Here is a 19,260-nt window from a genome sequence, read left to right as displayed (position 1 = left end):
AACAGATTCTTAGACTCCTCCTCTTTTTAACCTCCCTTACACTTATTGCTAGGCAGGATCTTCGAGGAAAAAATGATGAGTCATACTACTATTGTCGGTGTCGATTTAGCAAAAGACGTGATCCAAGTTTGCGTCGTAAGTAACTCAAAAATTGAGGAAAATAAAGCTCTGACGGCTTGCCAGTTTGAGAGTTGGCTGGCCAATACGGTGCCAGATACTCTGGTTTTTGAGGCATGTGTGACCGCAAACTACTGGTATCAAAGAGCGTGTGCTCATGGGTATGATGCCAAAGTAATATCAGCCAAAGTTGTCCGTGCTGTTAGGCAAAATCAGAAGACAGATGCTAACGATGCACTGGCGATTGTTCAGGCCGCCTCACTTCCACACCTTCGACTTGCTAATGTTAAGACCCGGTACCAACAGCAACTACAATCATTAATGCGCATGCGTGAGCTCGTTATCAAGCAACGTGTTGCGTCGGTCAACCAGCTTAAGGGGTTGATGTTGGGGCTAAATTTACGGACTGGAAAGGGTTGTCTGGGCTCAGGAATACGATCGAATCGGCGTTGGAAGAAGCAGACAATGGTCTGGAGCCTTTCTTCCGTGAAGCGCTTAATCAGGCATGGCAACACTACCTCGCTCTCCTGGATACCGAAGCCGCCTATGAAAATCAGATACATCATGCTGTCCAGCAATCTTCGGAGTGTCAGCGACTTATGGCGCTAGAAGGTGTGGGTCCAATCAACGCCATTAACCTCTTTTTATTGATCACCTGCCCTGATGAAGTCACGTATGCAGACGGTAAGGATGTTGCAGCCAGTATCGGTGTGACCCCTGTACAGCATTTATCAGGGGGGAAAACGAAGATTGGCCATATTCGAACGCATTCTAGAAATGCAACCGTTAGAAGCCAGTTGATTACTGGTGCGTTCACCTATATTAATTGGGTTATGAACAAACCGCCCAAAACGCAAAAAGACAAATGGCTTCAAAGTCTGGTTGCCCGCAGAGGCAAAAAATGTACAGCGGTTGCTTTAGCAAACAAAACGGTGAGAACCGCGTTCTCGATGTTAAAAAAAGGGACGGCTTACAATGCTCAAACACTAAACCAAAGTTAATGTCACTCAATTATAGCGAAGACACCTCATCCAAAGAATCAGCATTACACTGAGGGCTTTGAGCCCGCCTAACAGACTTGATCTTGGATAGCGGAAGTATCATTGAGCCGGGTTAGCTGCCTATAAAAAGCTCGTACATAAGAACGCGAAGTGATTTGCTATGAAGCCGTGAGTTGACATCAAGGAGGAGTCTACATAAGTGTAATAAACCCCAAAGTGTCCAATATAATTCCTAAGATTTGTCCAATATAATTCAAGAGCGAAATCTGCGATCGTCTGCACGCCTTGAATCCTCTACCTTGTAGAGGGTTGTCCAAAATCCTTTGCGGGAAAAAACACCAAAATGGGAAATATGAATTATATTGGACAAATTGGCCGACATGGATATTTACACAGTGTCATTTTATCGGCTAATTACCCCATCGCACTTAACAAGTATCGAGAAATCCTGAATGATGATTGACGGTCAATTTTGGATAAAATTTTCTTATCTAAAACCTAGGCATTAGCACTCGAATAGTGCTATTGCACTAACAAAATTTGGGGCAGAATTCGCTTAGAGTTAGCGCTTTAATTCATGTAATTAGCTTCTCTTTTTCTCACTGCCAGTCTCTTTGTCTTAACCTACCTGTTTGGTAATAGTTCGAAACCAAATCTATGAAATCGTTGAAATCCTTGTTTTCTTCCACAATGCGGTTGACCGATTGCCAGTCGATTTGTGGTCGTTTTAATGCCGGTAACAAGAGCTCACTTTCTGATGGGTTTTCTGCTGAGAGAAGTATTACGCTAATTCCATGAAGAGCGCTAAGCATCCGAAGCTCTTGTTCCACTTTGCTATCAACAATGGACGTTGCGACGAGATACCCTTCGTTGACCCATGAAGAGTTGCTGACAGCCTGAAAAAAGCACTTCCTGATGTTACTCATTGTCAGCTCTTTCTTAACTTCAAATGACCACAGGCGGACACTCTGACCTCCGCCTTCATGAACGCAGGTTTTTACGTGTCCATGCCAACTGTGAGCAACAGCTTCCATCGCCACAATGTCAGGATGCAACCACTGGTTACCGCCATTGCCTCTGCTGTTTTTCGAGCGTTTCTCATCAATTCGCATACAGTTGAGCGAATGTTCAGAGTTAAGGTAATCAATAAGCACTGGGTAAAGTTCAGCTTCTGAAATGCTCTGTGCTTTCTCGGCTTCAAGTTCTACCTCATCACTTTCAGAAAACGCAGTATCAACTACGCCTACTGATGGCTTATCAAACCAGTAAACACGAGGTCTGGGCTTATCCTGCCAATTAATGTCAGGGCAGTTCGAGAGCAGCTGTTTCTTTTGAGCTCCAATTTCAGCAACAACTTGAGAGATAAATGCCTTCTCGTCACCAAATCGAGGGTTGGCTCTTTTGTCGGCATAGTCTTCTGGGTATAGGCGGGTTATTTCGAGCGCAATATCGCGGGCTGAAAATCGCTGTCCGGGATGCTCACGCAAGAACGTCGCAATCTTGTGCGTTTGACTGGTCTTTGACATAGTTGAGTTTCAAATAATTAAACGACAACATAGGCCAGAGAACCTCTCTGGCCTATGTTGAAAAATGAATATGTAGTGTTACGTGTGGTGTCAGTCGGTATTTTTCGAATTATTTTTTTCGCGTAGTGCCTGCCTGAATGATACGTCAGTGACAATAAGTGATTTTTCAGGTTCTTTTTTTACTGACTTCAAATCTGATTTCAGCCTTTTGAAACCGTCAGAGAACTTGGGATAATCTTTCAAAAACTTAAAGACTGATACTGCTATTGCACCAGCAGAAGCAGTAACGAGAAAGATTTCCATCAATAGCTCTGTAGAGCCTTTTCTCGCCTCCTCAAGTGCAAACACCAGCTCATAGCCATGCTTTTCAGCAAGTGCTTTTTCGTCTTGCACCAGTGCTTCCATACTGGCGATACAACACATCACAGTATCGAGAACAGTGGTTGATTTTACGCCAGTCTCGATTAAGGTTTGGGCATCGTCAATCAAGCTAATCGACGCGAGATTAACCTCATAGTCAGTGTCTAAGGTGATGCTAATATGGCAGATTGCGGTGGCGTCAGGGTTGTGATCCAATCGCTTCGCGATGAATAGCTTCTGGTCACCGACACTAACAAACAAATTGTTTTTCTTCCGTATATTCCTAAACGCTCTGTCATCACTCTCTATTTTGCCCTTTTTGAAGCTCTCCGCTTGCTCCAACACGCCCTTATACACGTCATCATTCGCTACAGGCGGAAAGCCATATTTGTGTAGCAACAGAATCAGGTCGACTTTCAGTTTGGCTTTGATGTCATCACGCTGGCTCCAGTCTGGGTATTGAGCGGTGTCATCGACGACGGTTTTCATCTCTCGCGCCAGGTCGAGCATTTTGTCGTCGTCGTAGGTGAAATCGTATTTTTCCTGCATGTGTTTGAGAATGTCGAGGAAGGCTTTCTCTTCCATATCGATCCCCAAATCGACGAACGACACCATCTCTGCTTTGATGTCGTAAATCATGTCAGCCATTTCCTGACTGAAGGTGTTGAACTCCTCACCATTCAGCACATCGTTTTCTTTGCGCTCGTTGTACTGATCGACCAATGATTTAAAGCGTTTAGAAAAGTTGATGCCTTGCAGTTGGTTGACCTTTTTGAAGTCGCTGATGGCCTTTTCCAGCATCTTCTGCAGCAGTTGCATCTTGGTGTTGGGCAATTTGATTTTATTGATGCGGTCCATGTACTCGTCATCAAAAATATCAATGGCCTCGGCGTTGTCTTCGCCCAGTTTGAATATCTCTTCAACACCATCCGCTTTCAGCGCTTCGGCGATCATCTCTCGCACACGCTTGTTCATTTGCGCTGTGTCTGGCGCATCACCTTTGGTCAGCTTGAACACAATAGAGCGCACTGCAATGAAGAAGTGGATATGCTCCCGTTCTTGCTGGGTAATTTCCTCACTGCCGACACAAATGTCGTAGGCCGCTTTCAGGCGCTTTACCAGCCCCATAAAACGCATCTCGCTTTTCTTGGTGAGCAGCACAAATTCGGCGGCCTGATTCAGGCATTCCAACTGCCCTTTCGGCTCACCGCTGAAGTACGCGCTGCTGTCGAATTTATGGAAAAGCTGAGCCAGCAAATGCAGGTGGTTTTTCACCTCAATCAAAGACTGGCGGATATCTTCGACGTTGGTTTCATCGGCTTTGGAATACATCGCCAACGCCTGATTCATCCGGCTCTTGATGCCGATGTAGTCGATGACCAGCCCTTTCTCTTTGCCTTCAAACTTGCGGTTAACCCGAGAGATCGTCTGAATCAAATTGTGCTTTTGCAGCGGCTTGTCGATATAAATGCTGTCGAGCTCTGGCACATCAAAGCCTGTCAGCCACATATCAACCACAATGGCGATCTTGAAATTCGATTTGGCGTTTTTGAACTGCTTGTCCAACTCCTTGCGGTAGTCTTTGGTCCCCAGCAAGTCGTACATGGTTCTGTCGCTGTCATCGCTGCTGCGGGTCATCACCATGTTGACCATGGGCAACGACATCAGCTCTTCTTTGTCTTTCTCCGTCAGCTCGACGCCATCTATCGCCTGCTTTTCCTCAAACCATTCAGGGCGAAGCAGTTTGACGTTTTTGTAGAAGTCGTAGGCGATTTCACGGCTTGAGCAGACAAACATCGCCTTGCCTTTGATGGTCGAGCCTTCCTCAACACGCTGCTCGTAATGGTCGACAAAATCCTGCGCCAGCTCTTTGATTCGGTCCGGGTCTCCCAATATGGCGTTCATATTGGCCGAGGCTTTTTTGCTCTCTTCTATCTGGTGTTCATTGGCTCCGGCGCGTTCGCATTCTTCGTAGTATTTTTCAATATCTTCGAGCTTGCTGTTATCCAGTACCACCTTGGCGGCGCGGCCTTCGTAGACAATGCGTACGGTAATTTCATCGTTGACCGCTTCGGTCATGGTGTAGCTGTCGACCGGGTCACCGAAAACATCGAGCGTGGCATCAATCGGGGTACCCGTGAAACCGACATAAGTTGCGTTTGGCAGCGAGTCATGCAGGTATTTGGCAAACCCGTAGGTCTTCTTCACCGTGCCTTTTTCTTTGTCGATAGTCACTTTCTGATCGAGGTTAATCTGGCTACGGTGCGCCTCATCAGAAATACAAATCACATTGCTGCGTGTCGATAGCAACTTAATGTCTTCGGTGAACTTGTGAATGGTGGTGAGGAATACCCCACCGCTGGCGCAGCCCCCGAGCTTGTCGCGTAAGTCCTGACGGCTGATCACAGGCTCAATAATGTCATCACCGATATAGGTGGTGGCGTTACAAAACTGCTTGGCCAGTTGCTCGTCTAAATCGGTGCGGTCGGTGATAAGCACAATGGTCGGGCTTTCAAAATCGACGCTTTTCATCAACAGGCGGGCAAGAAACTGCATGGTGAAGCTTTTGCCGCAGCCCGTTGCGCCAAAATAGGTACCGCCTTTACCGCTGCCGCCTGTGCCGTCGGGCAATTTGCGTTCTTTTTTGATGTTGTAGTAAAGCTTGCGGGCAGCGTAATACTGCGGATAACGACAGCAAATTTTATCTTCTTTCTTCGAGGTATCGGGGAAGTAGATAAAGTTTTTCAACACATCGAGCAAACGCACCGGATGGAACAGCCCCTGAATCAGGGTATACAGGCCATTAATGCCGTCTTTCTCGGTCGATTCATTGCCGGTGATCTTGCGCCATGCGTAGTAAAACTCATAGGGGGCAAACAGGTTACCCATCTTGTTGTTGACACCATCGCTGATAATGCAAAGGGCGTTATACACAAAGAGTTTAGGGATGTCGTTGCGATAGCGGACACACAACTGACGCCATGCATCAGAAAGGGTCGCCTCTTCTTCACGGGTCACCGATTTAAACTCAAACACCACCACTGGCAGACCATTAATATACAAAATGGCATCAGGAATACGCACCTGCTGGTCGGTGCCTTCAATCTCAAGCTGGTTGACCAGCGTATAGATATTGTTGCTTTGATCTTTTACTGGCGGCGTATCTGCTGCGTCGTCTGTGCTCGCAAACATCTCAGCCAGTGAGGCAGGCAAAGTGCGGGTATCAATCAACTCGATATACAAGTCTTTTTGGCTGCGGTCTTCGCGCTTGAATAGAAAGCCGTTGCTCAACCAGTGACAGAAGGTTTTATTGCTGTGGTACAAATCACTGGCTGGCAGGGTGTGAAGCTCACGGATGATCTGCTCAATTTCACTGGCAGTGATGCCATCCGCTTTGTATTGGCTGGCAAGGTAGCGGCGCAGATCATCGAGGATCAGCACCTCAGTGTTGTCGGCACGCACCACTTGATGCCCCGGCAAGTAGGTGTGTCCCTGTTCACCCAGTAGTTCAATAATGGCGCGTTCCAGCTTAGCTTCGGTAAAGGTCAGGATCATAGTGATGTGTCGATTTGAGTTAAGATTAAAACGGCAAGCAGGGCGCTTGCCATCAGGGTGTTAAGCGATAGCTTCTTCGAATGTTTTCTCTGCTTCATCAAGGCGCAGTTCGCCGGAGATCAGTTTGGGTAGCAGGGTGTCACGGAGTTTACTCAAAGAAACCGAACTATTTCTTATCATTACTTGTTTTGTCTGCCATTGTGCAATGTATTTTTCAAACAACTCTTGGACAGCCAGCTCAGGTACAACCAAAGTTATACTTTTCAGGTGCGAGGAGGGTCTAGCTATTGATGGTACACCCGTTTGAGAAGCGTTTGACAGTAGCTTGTGGCTACCAATGTGGGAATGAAAATAATGTAATAAGTAACTCGCTTTGACACTATCTGTCTTCGGCCTCATGTAGAACTGTCTCTGAGAAATCATGTAATGTTCGTAATCACTCTCACGCGGTATCAACGCAACTTGCCCAATGTTACCTGCATGTGTAAATACGATATCACCACGGAAGACAGACGAGTTTTTTAGTTTCTGGGCATGTTCTTCAGTAATGAAATTATAATTGTGATCATCAAGCAACAATCCCTTCAAATGGGCACCACTGATCACTGGAATACCTGTATCGACGAATGTTGAGACTTTAATATTTGACCCAAATGGCCCCATTCCAATTCGCTCTGAAATCTCTTCACAGGATTTAACCGCCCACCCTTCCGGCACCCAGCCAAGATCGCTTTCCTCAAATGCACTGGGGAATAACTGACGGATATCACTCGGCAACGGCTGAAAACCTTCACTGGCGCGAACCGCTTTACGCTGTTCAACACGTTGAAGTAATGAGACGGGCAGGTCGCGGGACTGATCAAAAAAGCCTGCATCCAGCGCGTTATCAATCACAGGGTCAAAATCGACAAACCATGATTTAAACAGCGTCTGCGCCATTTGCTCCAGGGTTTGGTTAATTTGGCGGTTGAGAGTGATTTTGTTGTCTAAACATCCAAGGAACCCGGCAACTTTTTTTTGATAAGTCAAAGGTGGCAACTTTAAACTGTGTTTTTTAAGTTGTCCTAAATTAAAGCCTGGGACAGCCGCCCCTATACCGTTTTGGAGAATTTCATGCTGTTTGGCTGGAGATGAAAAATAGTAATAGACAAACAACGAATCTGCTTTCGATGAGTCTATGGTAAGCTTCATTTGTTTGTTTGAAATAATATATTCTGAATATTGGCATTCCTTACCAATCAAACCAACCTGATTTATTGTTCCCCAACATGTAAAAATTATGTCGCCATCACGCACTATCGAACGTTTAAATTCTCTGGCTTTCTCCTCACTGACGAACACAAGGCCATCATCAGACATTCTTTCTGATGTCAATGTACTCAGGTTACTGCCACGTATGACTGGAACACCTGTTTCTTGGAAAAATTTTGAACTGATCGAAGACCCGAAGGGACCAGTGGCAAGTGCTGATTTTTCAGGAGATGCTAATTCTTCGATCGTAACGTGCGCCCAATCACTTCCCATAGCCTAGTGCCTCCATATTGGCGTGAATTGCCAAATCTAATTCATTGGCTTCGTCCATCTGACGATACAGGGTTTGGGTCAGTTCAGTCATTTTGGTTTCAAAAGGAATGCCATCATCTTCCAGCTCGGCAGCACCGACATAGCGGCCCGGCGTTAACACAAAGTCATTGGCTTTGATCTCATCCAAGCTCGCGACTTTACAGAAGCCCGCAATATCTTCGTATTTTTCAACAGTGATCTCTTTGCTCTCGATGCGGCGTTTCAGTTCGCTGTCGTCGCTGCGCCACGCGTGGTAGGTGTCGGCAATTTTGGCGATATCGTCAACCGTCAGTTCTTTGTGAACCCGGCTGATCATGGTGCCCATTTCACGCGCATCGATAAACAGGGTTTCATCTGTACGGTCACGGTAGCTGTATTTGGGGTTGGCCTGTTTGTTTTTGGTCATAAACCACAGGCAAACAGGGATCTGAGTGGTGTAGAACAACTGGCTCGGCAGCGCGATCATACATTCCACCCGGTCGTCTTCGATCAGCTTCTGGCGTATTTCCCCTTCGCCGCTGGTGTTTGAACTCATCGAACCATTGGCCAGCACAAAGCCTGCGGTGCCGTCTTCACTCAGTTTCGACAGCATGTGCAATATCCAGCCATAGTTGGCGTTACCCGTCGGCGGAGTGCGGAAGCCGTTAAAGCGCGGGTCATCAGTCAGCTCGGCATCGTTGCGCCAATCTTTGAGGTTAAACGGCGGGTTAGCGATGATGTAGTCGGCTTTTAAGTCCGGGTGCTGGTCGGCAAAAAAAGTATCTGCCGAACGCTCACCGAGATTACCGGACAAACCGCGTATCGCAAGGTTCATTTTCGCCAGTTTAAAGGTGGTTGAAGTCAGCTCCTGACCATAAATAGAGAGGTCTTTGCTGCGTCCCTGATGGCTTTCAATAAATTTAAGCGACTGAACAAACATACCGCCTGAGCCACAACAGGGGTCGTAAATCTTCCCTTCGTAAGGCTCCAGCATTTCTGCCAGCAGGGTCACCACAGATTTAGGTGTATAAAATTCACCGCCGCCTTTGCCTTCAGTGGCGGCAAACTTACCGAGGAAGTATTCATACACCCGGCCGACCAAGTCTTCTTCGGTCATGTTGCATTCATTTGCGAGGGTATCGATGTTATCAATGGCATCAATCAGCGAGGCCAGCTTTTTCACTTCAAGGCTTTGACGCGAGAAGTAGTTATCTGGCAATGCACCTTTTAGCGATGGGTTGGTCTTCTCAATGGTTGCCAGTGCGGTATCAACCAGCACCGCGATGTTGTCTTGCTTGGCGTGTGCTTTTACGAAAGACCAACGGGCCTCTTCCGGCAGGAAGAAGACGTTATCTTGCTGGTAAAACACTTCAATATCGACAAAGGCTTCCTGACCTTCATCCAGCATTTTCTGACGGCGGGCTTCGAATTTATCGCTAACGAATTTGAGGAATACAAGGCTGAGCACTACGTGTTTGTATTCCGACGATTCAACACTGCCACGCAGTTGGTTTGCGGTATCCCAAAGGGTTTCTTCAAAGCCTTTTTGCTTCTTTTTTGCTGGAGCTTTCGCCATGCTGGATAAATTCCTGAGTCGTTGGTGTTTCTGGGTGCAGTTAGCCCGCTAGTATGAGCAGACCTGCAAAGTGTATGGGGTTTACTGACAAGGTGCCTGTATAAAACCACGGCAGTTGATTCTATCGTGGATAGCGTGATTTCCTCCACACTTTTTCAGGCATTTTTGCCATTCAGCCATGTGCGATGAATAGTCGTCAGGCACGCTACCGCCCGTTGCTTTCGGTACGCAATCACCCATCGTTTGTCTGGTTTTTGGCATCCGAATGTAACACAGTGTCAGCGAATCAAGACCTAGAACAGATCGAAAACAGGGATCGTTTGATGGTTTTTTAGACAGTTGTTTGAATGGCTTTTCGAGGGAGTTAACAGCATTTTGCGGTGATTAATTCACCATGTTATCGGCTTGGGTGTTTTTTGATAGCAAAAAGGGAATATTAGAGATTATTTAGAATGGAGGGAGATTGGGAAAATTTCTGGAAAAAATTGGGTGGAAGCCTCCCCAGCTACATCCCGGCACACACGTCCCAAGCGGGGGCTGCTTCCTTCCGGACCTGACCCATTACGCAAGATAGTGTTGCGGGAGAACCAAGGAGGCCTCCATAGATATGTTTGAAAACTAAGTATTCCTTAGCTTCGGGCCGCATTATGTGGGATGGCGGGAGGCAATGCAAGGCTTTATCTGCGCCCCCGCGTCCGTTTGCTGAATAAATGCCCATTTATCCACTTTTAATAATCAAATCAGCCAGTTTTTCTTCTTTGTCTGTCTACATTTGAATATCAGTCTTCCTCTTCATCGTCTGGCGTGAGCAGGTAGTCCCCCAACCAAGCAATGGTCAGTGCCATCAACCAAGAGACAAATACCGGGTTGGGGACAGAAAACTGCGGGAAGACCACAATAGTGGCAAAACCAATCGCGGGGAGCACCACTGAGAATTTATCGCCGCCTCGTTCTTTACCCTGCATTTTCAGCCATTGTAGTGACATGATCAGTACAGCAACACACATTGCCATAAAGGTGCCTTGTAGCTGTCCGTCTGCCGTCAAGGCAAGTAGCAGTAATACCGGCCACCAGCTAATGCGCTTCACTGGTTTCCAGAAAAAGATAGCCAGCCAGATTAAGCTGACACCCAGTATTTGCATCAGAGTGTACTGTATCTCGCCCTCAAGCTTACTTTCCCACTGCAGTGCCAGCAGGCCGCATTGCATGGCAATCACCACAGAAAGCACCAGTACAGATACCTGTGTATTCCGCCTCTGGCCCGTGACCAAAAACAGAGCCGGAATGATCATCCAGAAGCTGATTGACAGTGAGACGGGTTGATACGGAAACGCGAGTCCATATAAAGCAAGGCCAACCACCAGCAGCCAGACGGCGGCTCCACCACGAATAAAAAAAAGCGCTGGCGTCACAAAGGCCAGTAAAGAAAGTTCCCCGTTGGAGGCTCCCATTGCATATGCCGCTCCAACGACCATGACTGCAGCAGTCATCATAAGTGTCATTCCAGACATAATTCGTCCCTCCTGGTGTTTTCCTGTCGACATCAAAATCAATTCGATGTTAGGTTGAGTCCCTAAAGCAGGATTTTTTCCTTCAATTTCAGTTTATAACCCTGAGCGCGTCTTACAACACTAATGTCTGACTTTGATTTACAGATCTATGCTGTGCTGGCAAAAATACCCTTTGGACGTGTCTGTACCTATGGCGATGTCGCAAAAATGGCAGGATATCCTCGCCATGCACGTCATGTCGGCAAATTGTTGTCGGCGCTTCCAAAAGGGTCGTCTTTGCCCTGGTTTCGGGTGATTAACGCGAAAGGTCAGATCTCACTGACTGGCGACAAGCTTTCTATTCAGCGGGAGTTGTTGAGAAAAGAGGGGATCGGCGTGTCTGAGAGCGGCGCGATATCCCTGCGCCGCTTTCGCTGGGATGGTGAGCCGGTTTAGCGGTCTACCATTTTTAGTGTCAGGCCAAGTTTGACAGTCTGTGCCGGGTCTGTGATCACATTGTAGGCTGTGTCATTGGTGAACATTAGCTTTCCATCGACTTCAATACTGGCCTGAACCGCGTAGGTTTTGCTCGGATCTATCTCAGATTTTGAATAGTAAAGAGTGAACGGAAACGGCACCTGTCGCCCTTCAGACACGAATGATTTACTGCTTATCACTTCCATCGGGGAATCTTGCAGTGATACATCAGCAAGCGAAACCGTTATTTTGGCATTGGGAGGTAAAGCAATACGCTGCAAATAGGTGACTGTGCCAGACACTTTTGCTAAATCCCTTTCTGTTGCTGTCCCGCTACATGCAGTAAACGTCATGATACAAGCTGCCACTATGGTGCCAAAAAATAGGTTTTTCATTAGAGATCCTTCTCTCCTGCTGCCCAATGAATGCGAATGACTCGGCGAAAAGCGTGAAACCGTCATTTTGAATCGTGATCCCATCAAAAAGTTCCCGTTATAATGAAGGAACTGTCAATAACTATTGTTCCGCTTTAGGTAATGTGATGAGTGTACAACTTTCGCAACTTCTGAAATTACTTAAACTTGAGAAACTTGATGAAGGACTCTTCCGGGGAGAGAGCGAGGACTTAGGCCTGCCTCAGGTTTTTGGTGGTCAGGTCATCGGCCAGGCGCTGTCTGCATCTAAAGGCACTGTGAGTGAAGATAGAATAGTTCACTCTTTCCACAGCTACTTTTTACTCCCCGGCGATCCCCACCGCCCCATTATTTACGATGTGGAGAAACTGCGAGATGGCGGCAGTTTCAGCACCCGACGGGTAAAAGCAATTCAAAATGGTAAGCCCATTTTTTATCTGACCGCCTCGTATCAGGCCGATGCACCGGGTTTTGAACATCAAAATGAGATGCCAGAAAATGTACCAGAGCCTGAAAGCCTGAAATCTGAGCAGCAAATGGTATTGGATAATGCTGACAAATTACCGAAAAGAATGGTCGCCATGTTCGGTTCCGACCGTCCTATTGAGGTGCGCCCCGTCGTGGTAAACAGCCTGCTGTCACCGAAAAAACTTGAGAGTAAGCAACTACAGTGGATACGCACTAACGGCGAGATGCCTGACGATCTGCGTATCCACCAGTATTTGCTGGGGTATGCCTCAGACTGGAGTTTTCTGGTGACTGCGCTTCATCCACATGGCGTGTCCCTGATGACCCCGGGTTTGAAAGCCGCCACCATTGATCACTCTATGTGGTTTCATCGCCCATTCAGGATGGACGAATGGCTGTTGTTCGCAATAGACAGTCCATCGGCGAGTAACTCGCGCGGATTTGTTCGTGGTCAGCTTTTTAACCGTGAGGGAGAGCTTGTTGCGTCGGTGACGCAGGAAGGACTGATCAGGCAGCAAAGAAAATGAGGATACGTTTGCTCTATTCATAGCCTACCGCTCATAGCTCGTAGCTCGTAGCTCGTAGCTCGTAGCTCGTAGCTCATAACTTATAGCTAAGTCCTGTTCCTCCGGACAAAAAAACAGCCGCAAAAGCGGCTGTTTTCGTTAGACGGCGTTTTTGTCTCAGATAAGTATGCAGACTAGCTTGCCATCTGTTCCAGTTCTTTGAGCTGGGCGCTGGCCTGTTGCAGTTCGTGCATCTGCCAGTAACGCCCCTGCTGCTCAAGAAGCGACCTGTGGTTACCCTGCTCAACCACTTCCCCGCGATGCAGCACCAGGATCTGATCCGCTTCAGCAATAGTCGACAGGCGGTGAGCAATCACGACCACTGTCATGTCCTTGCGCAGAGATGACAGTACGCGCTGTACTTTATCTTCTGTACCCGAATCGATATTGGCGGTAGCCTCATCAAGGATCAGTATTTTTGGTCTTGCCACCAGTACCCGGGCCAGCGCAAGCAGTTGCTTCTGTCCCGCCGACAAGCCTATTTCACCGTCGCCCAGTTGGGTATCCAGCCCAGATGGCAGCTCGCGGGTAAAATCGCTCAGTTCAGATTGCTCCAGAGCCTGCCAGATCATTTCATCTGAGACTTCACGGCCCAGAGAGACGTTTTCACGCAGGGTGTCAGACAACACGTGAGGGTCTTGCTGCACCATGGCGACTCCCTGCCTCAGTGCAGAATGGCTCAGGCTGCCAATCGGGCGACCATCCAGACGAATACTGCCGCCATTGACGTCGTAAAAGCCCATCATCAGGCTGGCAAGGGTACTTTTCCCACTGCCGGTATGCCCGACCAGTGCAAGGAAGCCACCCTGTTTAACCTGAATATCGACGCCTTTTACTACCTGTACCTTGCCGTCATAGCTGAAGTTCACTTTGTCGAACTGAATCGCACCCGTCGCCATCGGCTTGTCATCATCGCCATAAACCTGCTGCTTGATATCCATCAGCTCGAACAAACGCTCACCAGCAATGATGGCTTGCTGGAGCAGCGAGAGTCGCATCATCAGCTCAACCAGTGGTTCGGTGACCCGGCCCAGATAGTTGATAAAGGCATACAACAAGCCGACACCAATCACTTCTGTACCATGCCAGCCAAACAAGGCCACCAATGACATCAGTACCACACCAGACATCAGATCAATCAGGGGGCGCAGGAAGAAGCCGTTCATCCGCTGAATACGCATCTCTGCTTTCAGGCGCTTGGCGGTCATGGCTTCGAAACGTCGGCAGAAGTTTTCTTCCTGTGCCATCAACTGAATCAGGCTCATGCCCTGAATCGACTCTGACATGACAGCGTTGATATCTGATAACAGGTCACGGGATTCACGGAACACCGGGGATGACTTCTTCTGATACAGATACATCACACCAATCACCACGGGCACCAGCAAAAATACCACGCCAGCCAGCATTGGGCTTAGGGTAAACATCACCACCAGCATCACTGTCAGCAGGGTGACGGTTTTGATGAAGGTCGCAAATACGGTGACATACATGTCTTTCAGCGATTCAGTGTCATTGGTGATCCGGGATACCAGCTTACCAATTGGCACAAAGTCAAACGCGGATAAAGGCTGCTTGAGTACACTGCTGTACACCCGCTTTCTGATGGTTTGCACTATACCAACCGCCATACGGCTGAAGCGGATCCGGTAGCCATAGTGAAGCAAACCGGATGCCACAGTCACCCCAATGTAAGCCATCGCCAGCCCCCAGAGCACCAGCTCAGGGAAGTTGTTCTGGGTCAGGTAGTCATCCAGGAATATCCTGATTAATAAAGGGCCGGACACATCCGCCAACGAGGCCAGCAACAGAAGCACACAGGACACCACAAGCGCCCGCTTGTCTGCCAGCATGTATTTCAGCAACCGGATAAGAATCTCTTTCTTATTCATTATTTGCCTTCTAAAACTTTTTCCATTTTCTGGTAGCGATGCATTTGCGCATACCAGCCCTGTTGTTCAATCAGTGCCTTGTGATTGCCCTGCTCTTCAATGTGTCCTTTCTGCAGCACAATGATTCGGTCAGCCGATTCCAGCGCAGAAAGTCGGTGAGCTACCACTATCATTGCCTGATGTGCCTGACGCTCACGCAGGTTCTGCAAAATGGTGTGTTCAGTGCGACCATCGACCGCTGACAGTGAGTCATCAAGGATCAGGATCTCGGCATCAAGCAGCAAGGCACGCGCAATGGCGATCCGCTGTTTTTGACCACCGGACAACGTAATGCCCTTCTCACCCACCTCGGTCTGGTAACCCTCAGGCAACTGGCAGATATCTTCATCAATACAGGCCATTTTTGCTGCGAGGCGAACCTGCTCGGTTGTCGCATCTGGCCGACCCAGCGCAATGTTCTCTTCAATTGAACGGGAGAACAAAAAAGGTGCCTGCGTCACTACCGCAAATTTGCCGCGCCAGTCACCCAACCGGAATGAGCGAATATCAACGCCGCCATAGCTCACCCGACCTTGCTGTGGGTCTTCCAGACGGAGCAGTATATTCAGCAGGGTAGATTTACCGCTGCCTACAGGTCCGGCAATGCCGAGCATTTTTCCGGGGGCCAGACTGAGCGAGATGTCTCTCAGTGTCGGCTCCTTGTGCCCGCGCCATGTGAAGGCTGGCAGCTGAATATCAATGATCTCATTGTTACCCGGAGACTGTTCACCCCCTTTGATTTCAGGCTCTTCATCAAACACCTCTTTCAGGCGCTCCCATGCCGCTGCACCGCGCTCAATGATGTTGAATAGCCATGCCATTGCCAGCATCGGCCAGATCATCAAGCCCTGATACAGGGTGAAAGACGTCAGTTGACCAATTGTCATCTGATCCGTTGCCACCAGATAACCGCCACCACTGACAGACAGGAAGAATGACGCCCCTATGGTGATCTGAATAACCGGATCAAACAGGCTGTCGACCTTTTCCACGTCCATGTTTCTCTTGCGTGTCTCGTCTGCAGACGCGTTAAAGCCGTCGATTTGTCGCTGCTCAAGGCCGAAGGCCCGGATCATCCTTACCCCGTTAAGCGATGACTGGGTAAAATCAGACAGATCAGAGAACGCACTCTGTGATGAACGGAACGCGGTGTGGATACGCTTACCCAGCCTGTTAATACACAACGCCATGATCGGCATTGGCAACAGCGCAAGTAAGGTCAGACGCCAGTCAAGCACCGCTGTCATTACCACAAAGACCAGCACACCGTTGATCACTGAGTCAGCACCGGTAAGTACGCCTTCACCAGCGGTCATCTCAACAGCCCGGACATCATTGGTGCCCCGTGCCATTAAATCGCCGGTTTTGTAACGATCAAAAAAGTGTGGTGAGTGACGTGAAAAGCCCCGATACAGGCGATCACGCAGGACCTTGCCAAGCTCTGCCGCTGCACCAAACAGCCAGATACGCCAGCGGATCCGCAAAAAGTACACCACTACCCACAAACCAATAGAACCCAGCACAATCAGTGCCAGTGTGTTGAGCTGAATACTGCCATCCACTACACCATCGACCGTGTAACCAATGAGGTAAGGGGGCATAAGCTCAATAAGCGAAACCAGCAACAGAATAAGAATTGAACCTAAGTATCGTTTCCACTGCTGACGGAAATACCATGCCAAATCTATAATACGCGCATTTTTCCTCCGTGCGCTATCCCCTGGGGGATGTTAGTTCTCTAGCGGCCATGCCGCGGTTCTCCGTTTAAGCTCGCTTTTTGGTTGTCACATTTTTCTGTCTCTCTCTGTATCAGTTGAAAATACAAGACGCTTCTTCACCGGCTCAATGGAACCACCCACTTTTGTCCTGCGGCAAAACTGTGACTCTCATCAAAAAGTCATGTCCTCTGACCCTGCAATTGCGATATCTAAAACGAGCACATCACCTGCAAAGACCATCAAATTTTTGTATAAACAATCAAAAGTGAAATATTTTTTAAAAAATAGAAAATATGTAGAAAAAAATTACTGAAAAAACCCAAATTAAACAAAATAAAGCAAGGTTTTTCCCAGATATCTTTGCTAAATTTTCCTCATCGAATCGGATAGTAATCAGCGCATAAAACAGACCCACTGATGTATCAGTAAGCACAGGCCCCCAAGGGCAAAGCGAAGAGGAGAGTCGGGTTGTTTGGGAATGAAGTATTTTTCACTTTATGACCTCCTGATTGGATGTTGGATAAGGGTTGTGGTGTTCCTTACAGCATCTGTTCGAGCACAGCCAGATGTGTATCTGTGACAATCGTCCGAACATGTCTGTAATTAGTGACATTCAGAGATAAAAACTAATACCGCTAATGATAATAGTCATATCATCGGTATGAGATTTAAACGAATGAATTTCTTGCTGTAAGGACGACGACAATGATGACAAATTATCCACATACAACCAGAAATAATCAGTGGGTTTGCGAAGCAATTCGTAAAATTGAATCCGACTTTCAGCGCTCCGCAGATACCCATTTAATTAAGCTTGATCTGCGATATTTCAAAGACATTGATATCTATCTGAAAGATGAAAGTACTCATCCAACAGGCAGCCTCAAACACCGTCTTGCCCGTTCGCTGTTTTTGTACGGGTTATGTAACGGATGGATCAACGAAGACACAACGATTATTGAGTCGTCGTCAGGAAGTACAGCTATTTCTGAGGCCTATTTTGCTCGTCTGCTTGGCCTTCGTTTCATTGCCGTTGTGCCACAAAGCACAGCGTCGAGAAAAATAGATCAGATTCGTTTTTACGGCGGTGAAGCACACTTTGTTGAGCGTTCAGACCAGATTTATGCAGAGTCACGCCGACTGGCAAAAGCACTGAACGGCCACTACATGGATCAGTTTACTTATGCAGAGAGGGCCACAGACTGGCGCAGTAATAACAATATAGCCAACAGTATTTTTGAACAGATGAAGTTCGAACGTTTTCCTGAGCCAAGCTGGATTGTTATGAGTCCGGGCACTGGCGGTAACCTTGCGACCATTGGCCGCTTTATCCGCTACCGTTGCCACAATACGCAGCTAATGGCCGTCGACCCTCAGAACTCTGTTTTCCATGAGTACTATCGCACTGGTGACACCAGCCTGACGCTGGATTGCGGTAGCAAAATCGAAGGCATTGGCCGTCCACGGGTCGAACCGAGTTTTATTCCGGGGGTGATTGATCGCATGGAAACCATTGCTGACTGCGACAGTGTTGGCACTATCCACTGGCTGGAAACCGTGATTGGCCGTAAGGCAGGGGCATCAACTGGAACTAACCTGTTTGGTGCGCTGAAACTGGCGGAAGACATGCAGGCTAATGGCGAAAAAGGTTCCATTGTTACCCTGCTTTGCGATGGCGGTGACCGCTATCTGGATACCTATTACAACCTTGACTGGGTGAAAAACAATATCGGTGACATATCACAGACCATTAATCATCTCATGCGTTATCAAGGCTAACACCTATTCATTGTTCTTTTTCTCGTTGTTCTATTAGTGATGTTTATCACCGGCAGCCCTCGCTGCCGTTTTTTCTTTTCTTAAACGCTTTTTTCTCTAACACTTTCCAACAAAAATACACCCCAGCCTTAATTCAGTGAGACTCGGCCATATCACTCTGTGTCATGGTTACGCCCTTCACCTGCGCATACACATGAGTACCAGCCTCCAGCGCCAGTTCGTCCCGTGCCCAAGGAGTAATGTTGGCCCACAATACCTCATGACCGAGCGCGATCTTTAATTGCACCTGCTGACCATCTTCACTGGTGTAAAGCGCAACGACTCTGCCTTTCAGCACATTACGAATACTGGATAACTGAGGTTTTTCTGTTGACACGGACACATGGCTGGCGCGGATCCGGATACGAATCTGATGCATCTTTGCAGAGGTTGTTGAATCACTGCCGGACAAGCGGCCCGTCATCCACAATGATGAGCCGTCAGCAAGCCGCAGGCAGGTCATGGGGTAATCAGGGTGCTCGTGATCAACCGTGGCTGTAAGTAGCGAACTTAGTGTAGTTGGCGGTAACCACGGACGCATTTCTTCGCTGTTCCAGACCTCCGCCAGCGCCCCCTTAGCGATCACCTTACCCTGATCCAGCACCAGCATATGATCTGCTAGCTGTAAGATCTCATCAAGGCTGTGGCTGACATAGATAACAGGTATCGACAAGGTACTGGCAACAGACTGCAAATAAGGGA

At 48.0% G+C, this 19,260-nt stretch carries 13 protein-coding genes, 1 other RNA gene and 1 pseudogene; 4 read left to right on the top strand and 11 right to left on the bottom strand.

What is annotated here, in order from left to right:
* Positions 1–75 precede the first annotated feature (75 nt).
* A pseudogene (locus A8L45_RS21895) lies at positions 76–1,118 on the top strand (IS110 family RNA-guided transposase).
* 599 nt (positions 1,119–1,717) lie between these two features.
* On the opposite strand, the gene A8L45_RS21890 reads toward A8L45_RS21895, so the two are convergent.
* The 7 genes from A8L45_RS21890 to A8L45_RS21865 form a co-directional block, all read right to left on the bottom strand.
* Positions 1,718–2,644, bottom strand: coding sequence for a COG2958 family protein (locus tag A8L45_RS21890; protein WP_068905481.1), 927 nt, complete (start codon positions 2,642–2,644; stop codon positions 1,718–1,720).
* Between the two features lie 90 nt (positions 2,645–2,734).
* Positions 2,735–6,559 carry a type I restriction endonuclease subunit R gene (locus A8L45_RS21885; protein WP_083228480.1) on the bottom strand — a complete coding sequence of 1,275 codons (3,825 nt, stop codon included), beginning with the start codon at positions 6,557–6,559 and terminating at the stop codon, positions 2,735–2,737.
* A gap of 60 nt (positions 6,560–6,619) precedes the next feature.
* Positions 6,620–8,083: a restriction endonuclease subunit S gene (locus A8L45_RS24275; RefSeq protein ID WP_068905480.1), complete on the bottom strand. Its 1,464-nt coding sequence runs from the start codon at positions 8,081–8,083 to the stop codon at positions 6,620–6,622.
* Positions 8,073–9,677 carry a type I restriction-modification system subunit M gene (locus A8L45_RS21875; RefSeq protein WP_068905479.1) on the bottom strand — a complete coding sequence of 535 codons (1,605 nt, stop codon included), beginning with the start codon at positions 9,675–9,677 and terminating at the stop codon, positions 8,073–8,075. The genes A8L45_RS24275 and A8L45_RS21875 overlap by 11 nt, the downstream gene beginning before the upstream one ends.
* An 81-nt stretch (positions 9,678–9,758) precedes the next feature.
* Positions 9,759–9,917: a hypothetical protein gene (locus A8L45_RS24740; RefSeq protein WP_175402057.1), complete on the bottom strand. Its 159-nt coding sequence runs from the start codon at positions 9,915–9,917 to the stop codon at positions 9,759–9,761.
* A 256-nt stretch (positions 9,918–10,173) separates the two neighbouring features.
* Positions 10,174–10,270: signal recognition particle sRNA small type (gene ffs / locus A8L45_RS21870), an RNA gene on the bottom strand.
* A 186-nt stretch (positions 10,271–10,456) separates the two neighbouring features.
* Positions 10,457–11,188 carry a VP0952 family biofilm-associated protein gene (locus tag A8L45_RS21865; RefSeq protein WP_068905478.1) on the bottom strand — a complete coding sequence of 244 codons (732 nt, stop codon included), beginning with the start codon at positions 11,186–11,188 and terminating at the stop codon, positions 10,457–10,459.
* Positions 11,189–11,311: 123 nt separating this feature from the next.
* Between A8L45_RS21865 and A8L45_RS21860 the strand changes: the two genes are divergently transcribed.
* Complete coding sequence (locus A8L45_RS21860; RefSeq protein ID WP_068905477.1) at positions 11,312–11,623, top strand: MGMT family protein; 312 nt, start codon at positions 11,312–11,314, stop codon at positions 11,621–11,623.
* Here the strand turns inward: A8L45_RS21860 and A8L45_RS21855 are convergent.
* Positions 11,620–12,039: a YbaY family lipoprotein gene (locus tag A8L45_RS21855; protein ID WP_068905476.1), complete on the bottom strand. Its 420-nt coding sequence runs from the start codon at positions 12,037–12,039 to the stop codon at positions 11,620–11,622. The genes A8L45_RS21860 and A8L45_RS21855 overlap by 4 nt on opposite strands.
* A 146-nt stretch (positions 12,040–12,185) precedes the next feature.
* On the opposite strand from A8L45_RS21855, the gene tesB reads away from it, so the two are divergent.
* Positions 12,186–13,052, top strand: a complete 867-nt coding sequence (gene tesB / locus A8L45_RS21850) for an acyl-CoA thioesterase II (protein ID WP_068905475.1) — start codon at positions 12,186–12,188, stop codon at positions 13,050–13,052.
* Between the two features lie 173 nt (positions 13,053–13,225).
* Here tesB and A8L45_RS21845 read toward each other — a convergent pair whose 3' ends face one another.
* On the bottom strand, positions 13,226–14,983 hold the full coding sequence (locus A8L45_RS21845) for an ABC transporter transmembrane domain-containing protein (RefSeq protein ID WP_068905474.1): 1,758 nt from the start codon (positions 14,981–14,983) through the stop codon (positions 13,226–13,228).
* Entirely contained in the window at positions 14,983–16,710 is a 1,728-nt protein-coding gene (locus A8L45_RS21840; RefSeq protein ID WP_432416294.1) for an ABC transporter transmembrane domain-containing protein, read from the bottom strand. Before A8L45_RS21840 ends, A8L45_RS21845 begins: the two co-directional genes overlap by 1 nt.
* A gap of 738 nt (positions 16,711–17,448) precedes the next feature.
* On the opposite strand from A8L45_RS21840, the gene A8L45_RS21835 reads away from it, so the two are divergent.
* Positions 17,449–18,519 carry a PLP-dependent cysteine synthase family protein gene (locus A8L45_RS21835; RefSeq protein ID WP_390336089.1) on the top strand — a complete coding sequence of 357 codons (1,071 nt, stop codon included), beginning with the start codon at positions 17,449–17,451 and terminating at the stop codon, positions 18,517–18,519.
* A gap of 133 nt (positions 18,520–18,652) precedes the next feature.
* On the opposite strand, the gene A8L45_RS21830 is transcribed toward A8L45_RS21835, so the two are convergent.
* On the bottom strand, positions 18,653–19,260 hold a 608-nt coding region (locus A8L45_RS21830; protein ID WP_175402056.1), incomplete at its 5' end, for a TOBE domain-containing protein.

This window comes from Veronia pacifica (assembly GCF_001707825.1).
Taxonomy (GTDB): Bacteria; Pseudomonadota; Gammaproteobacteria; order Enterobacterales; family Vibrionaceae; genus Veronia; species Veronia pacifica.
Note: the sequence above shows the minus strand (reverse complement) of the source record. Positions and strands in the feature narration are given on the sequence as shown.

Coding starts and splice junctions, on each gene's coding strand:
- A8L45_RS21890 (WP_068905481.1), bottom strand. CDS start 2,644: ATGTCAAAGACCAGTCAAACGCACAAGATTGCGACGTTCTTGCGTGAG.
- A8L45_RS21885 (WP_083228480.1), bottom strand. CDS start 6,559: ATGATCCTGACCTTTACCGAAGCTAAGCTGGAACGCGCCATTATTGAA.
- A8L45_RS24275 (WP_068905480.1), bottom strand. CDS start 8,083: ATGGGAAGTGATTGGGCGCACGTTACGATCGAAGAATTAGCATCTCCT.
- A8L45_RS21875 (WP_068905479.1), bottom strand. CDS start 9,677: ATGGCGAAAGCTCCAGCAAAAAAGAAGCAAAAAGGCTTTGAAGAAACC.
- A8L45_RS24740 (WP_175402057.1), bottom strand. CDS start 9,917: ATGGGTGATTGCGTACCGAAAGCAACGGGCGGTAGCGTGCCTGACGAC.
- A8L45_RS21865 (WP_068905478.1), bottom strand. CDS start 11,188: ATGTCTGGAATGACACTTATGATGACTGCTGCAGTCATGGTCGTTGGA.
- A8L45_RS21860 (WP_068905477.1), top strand. CDS start 11,312: ATGTCTGACTTTGATTTACAGATCTATGCTGTGCTGGCAAAAATACCC.
- A8L45_RS21855 (WP_068905476.1), bottom strand. CDS start 12,039: ATGAAAAACCTATTTTTTGGCACCATAGTGGCAGCTTGTATCATGACG.
- tesB (WP_068905475.1), top strand. CDS start 12,186: ATGAGTGTACAACTTTCGCAACTTCTGAAATTACTTAAACTTGAGAAA.
- A8L45_RS21845 (WP_068905474.1), bottom strand. CDS start 14,983: ATGAATAAGAAAGAGATTCTTATCCGGTTGCTGAAATACATGCTGGCA.
- A8L45_RS21835 (WP_390336089.1), top strand. CDS start 17,449: ATGACAAATTATCCACATACAACCAGAAATAATCAGTGGGTTTGCGAA.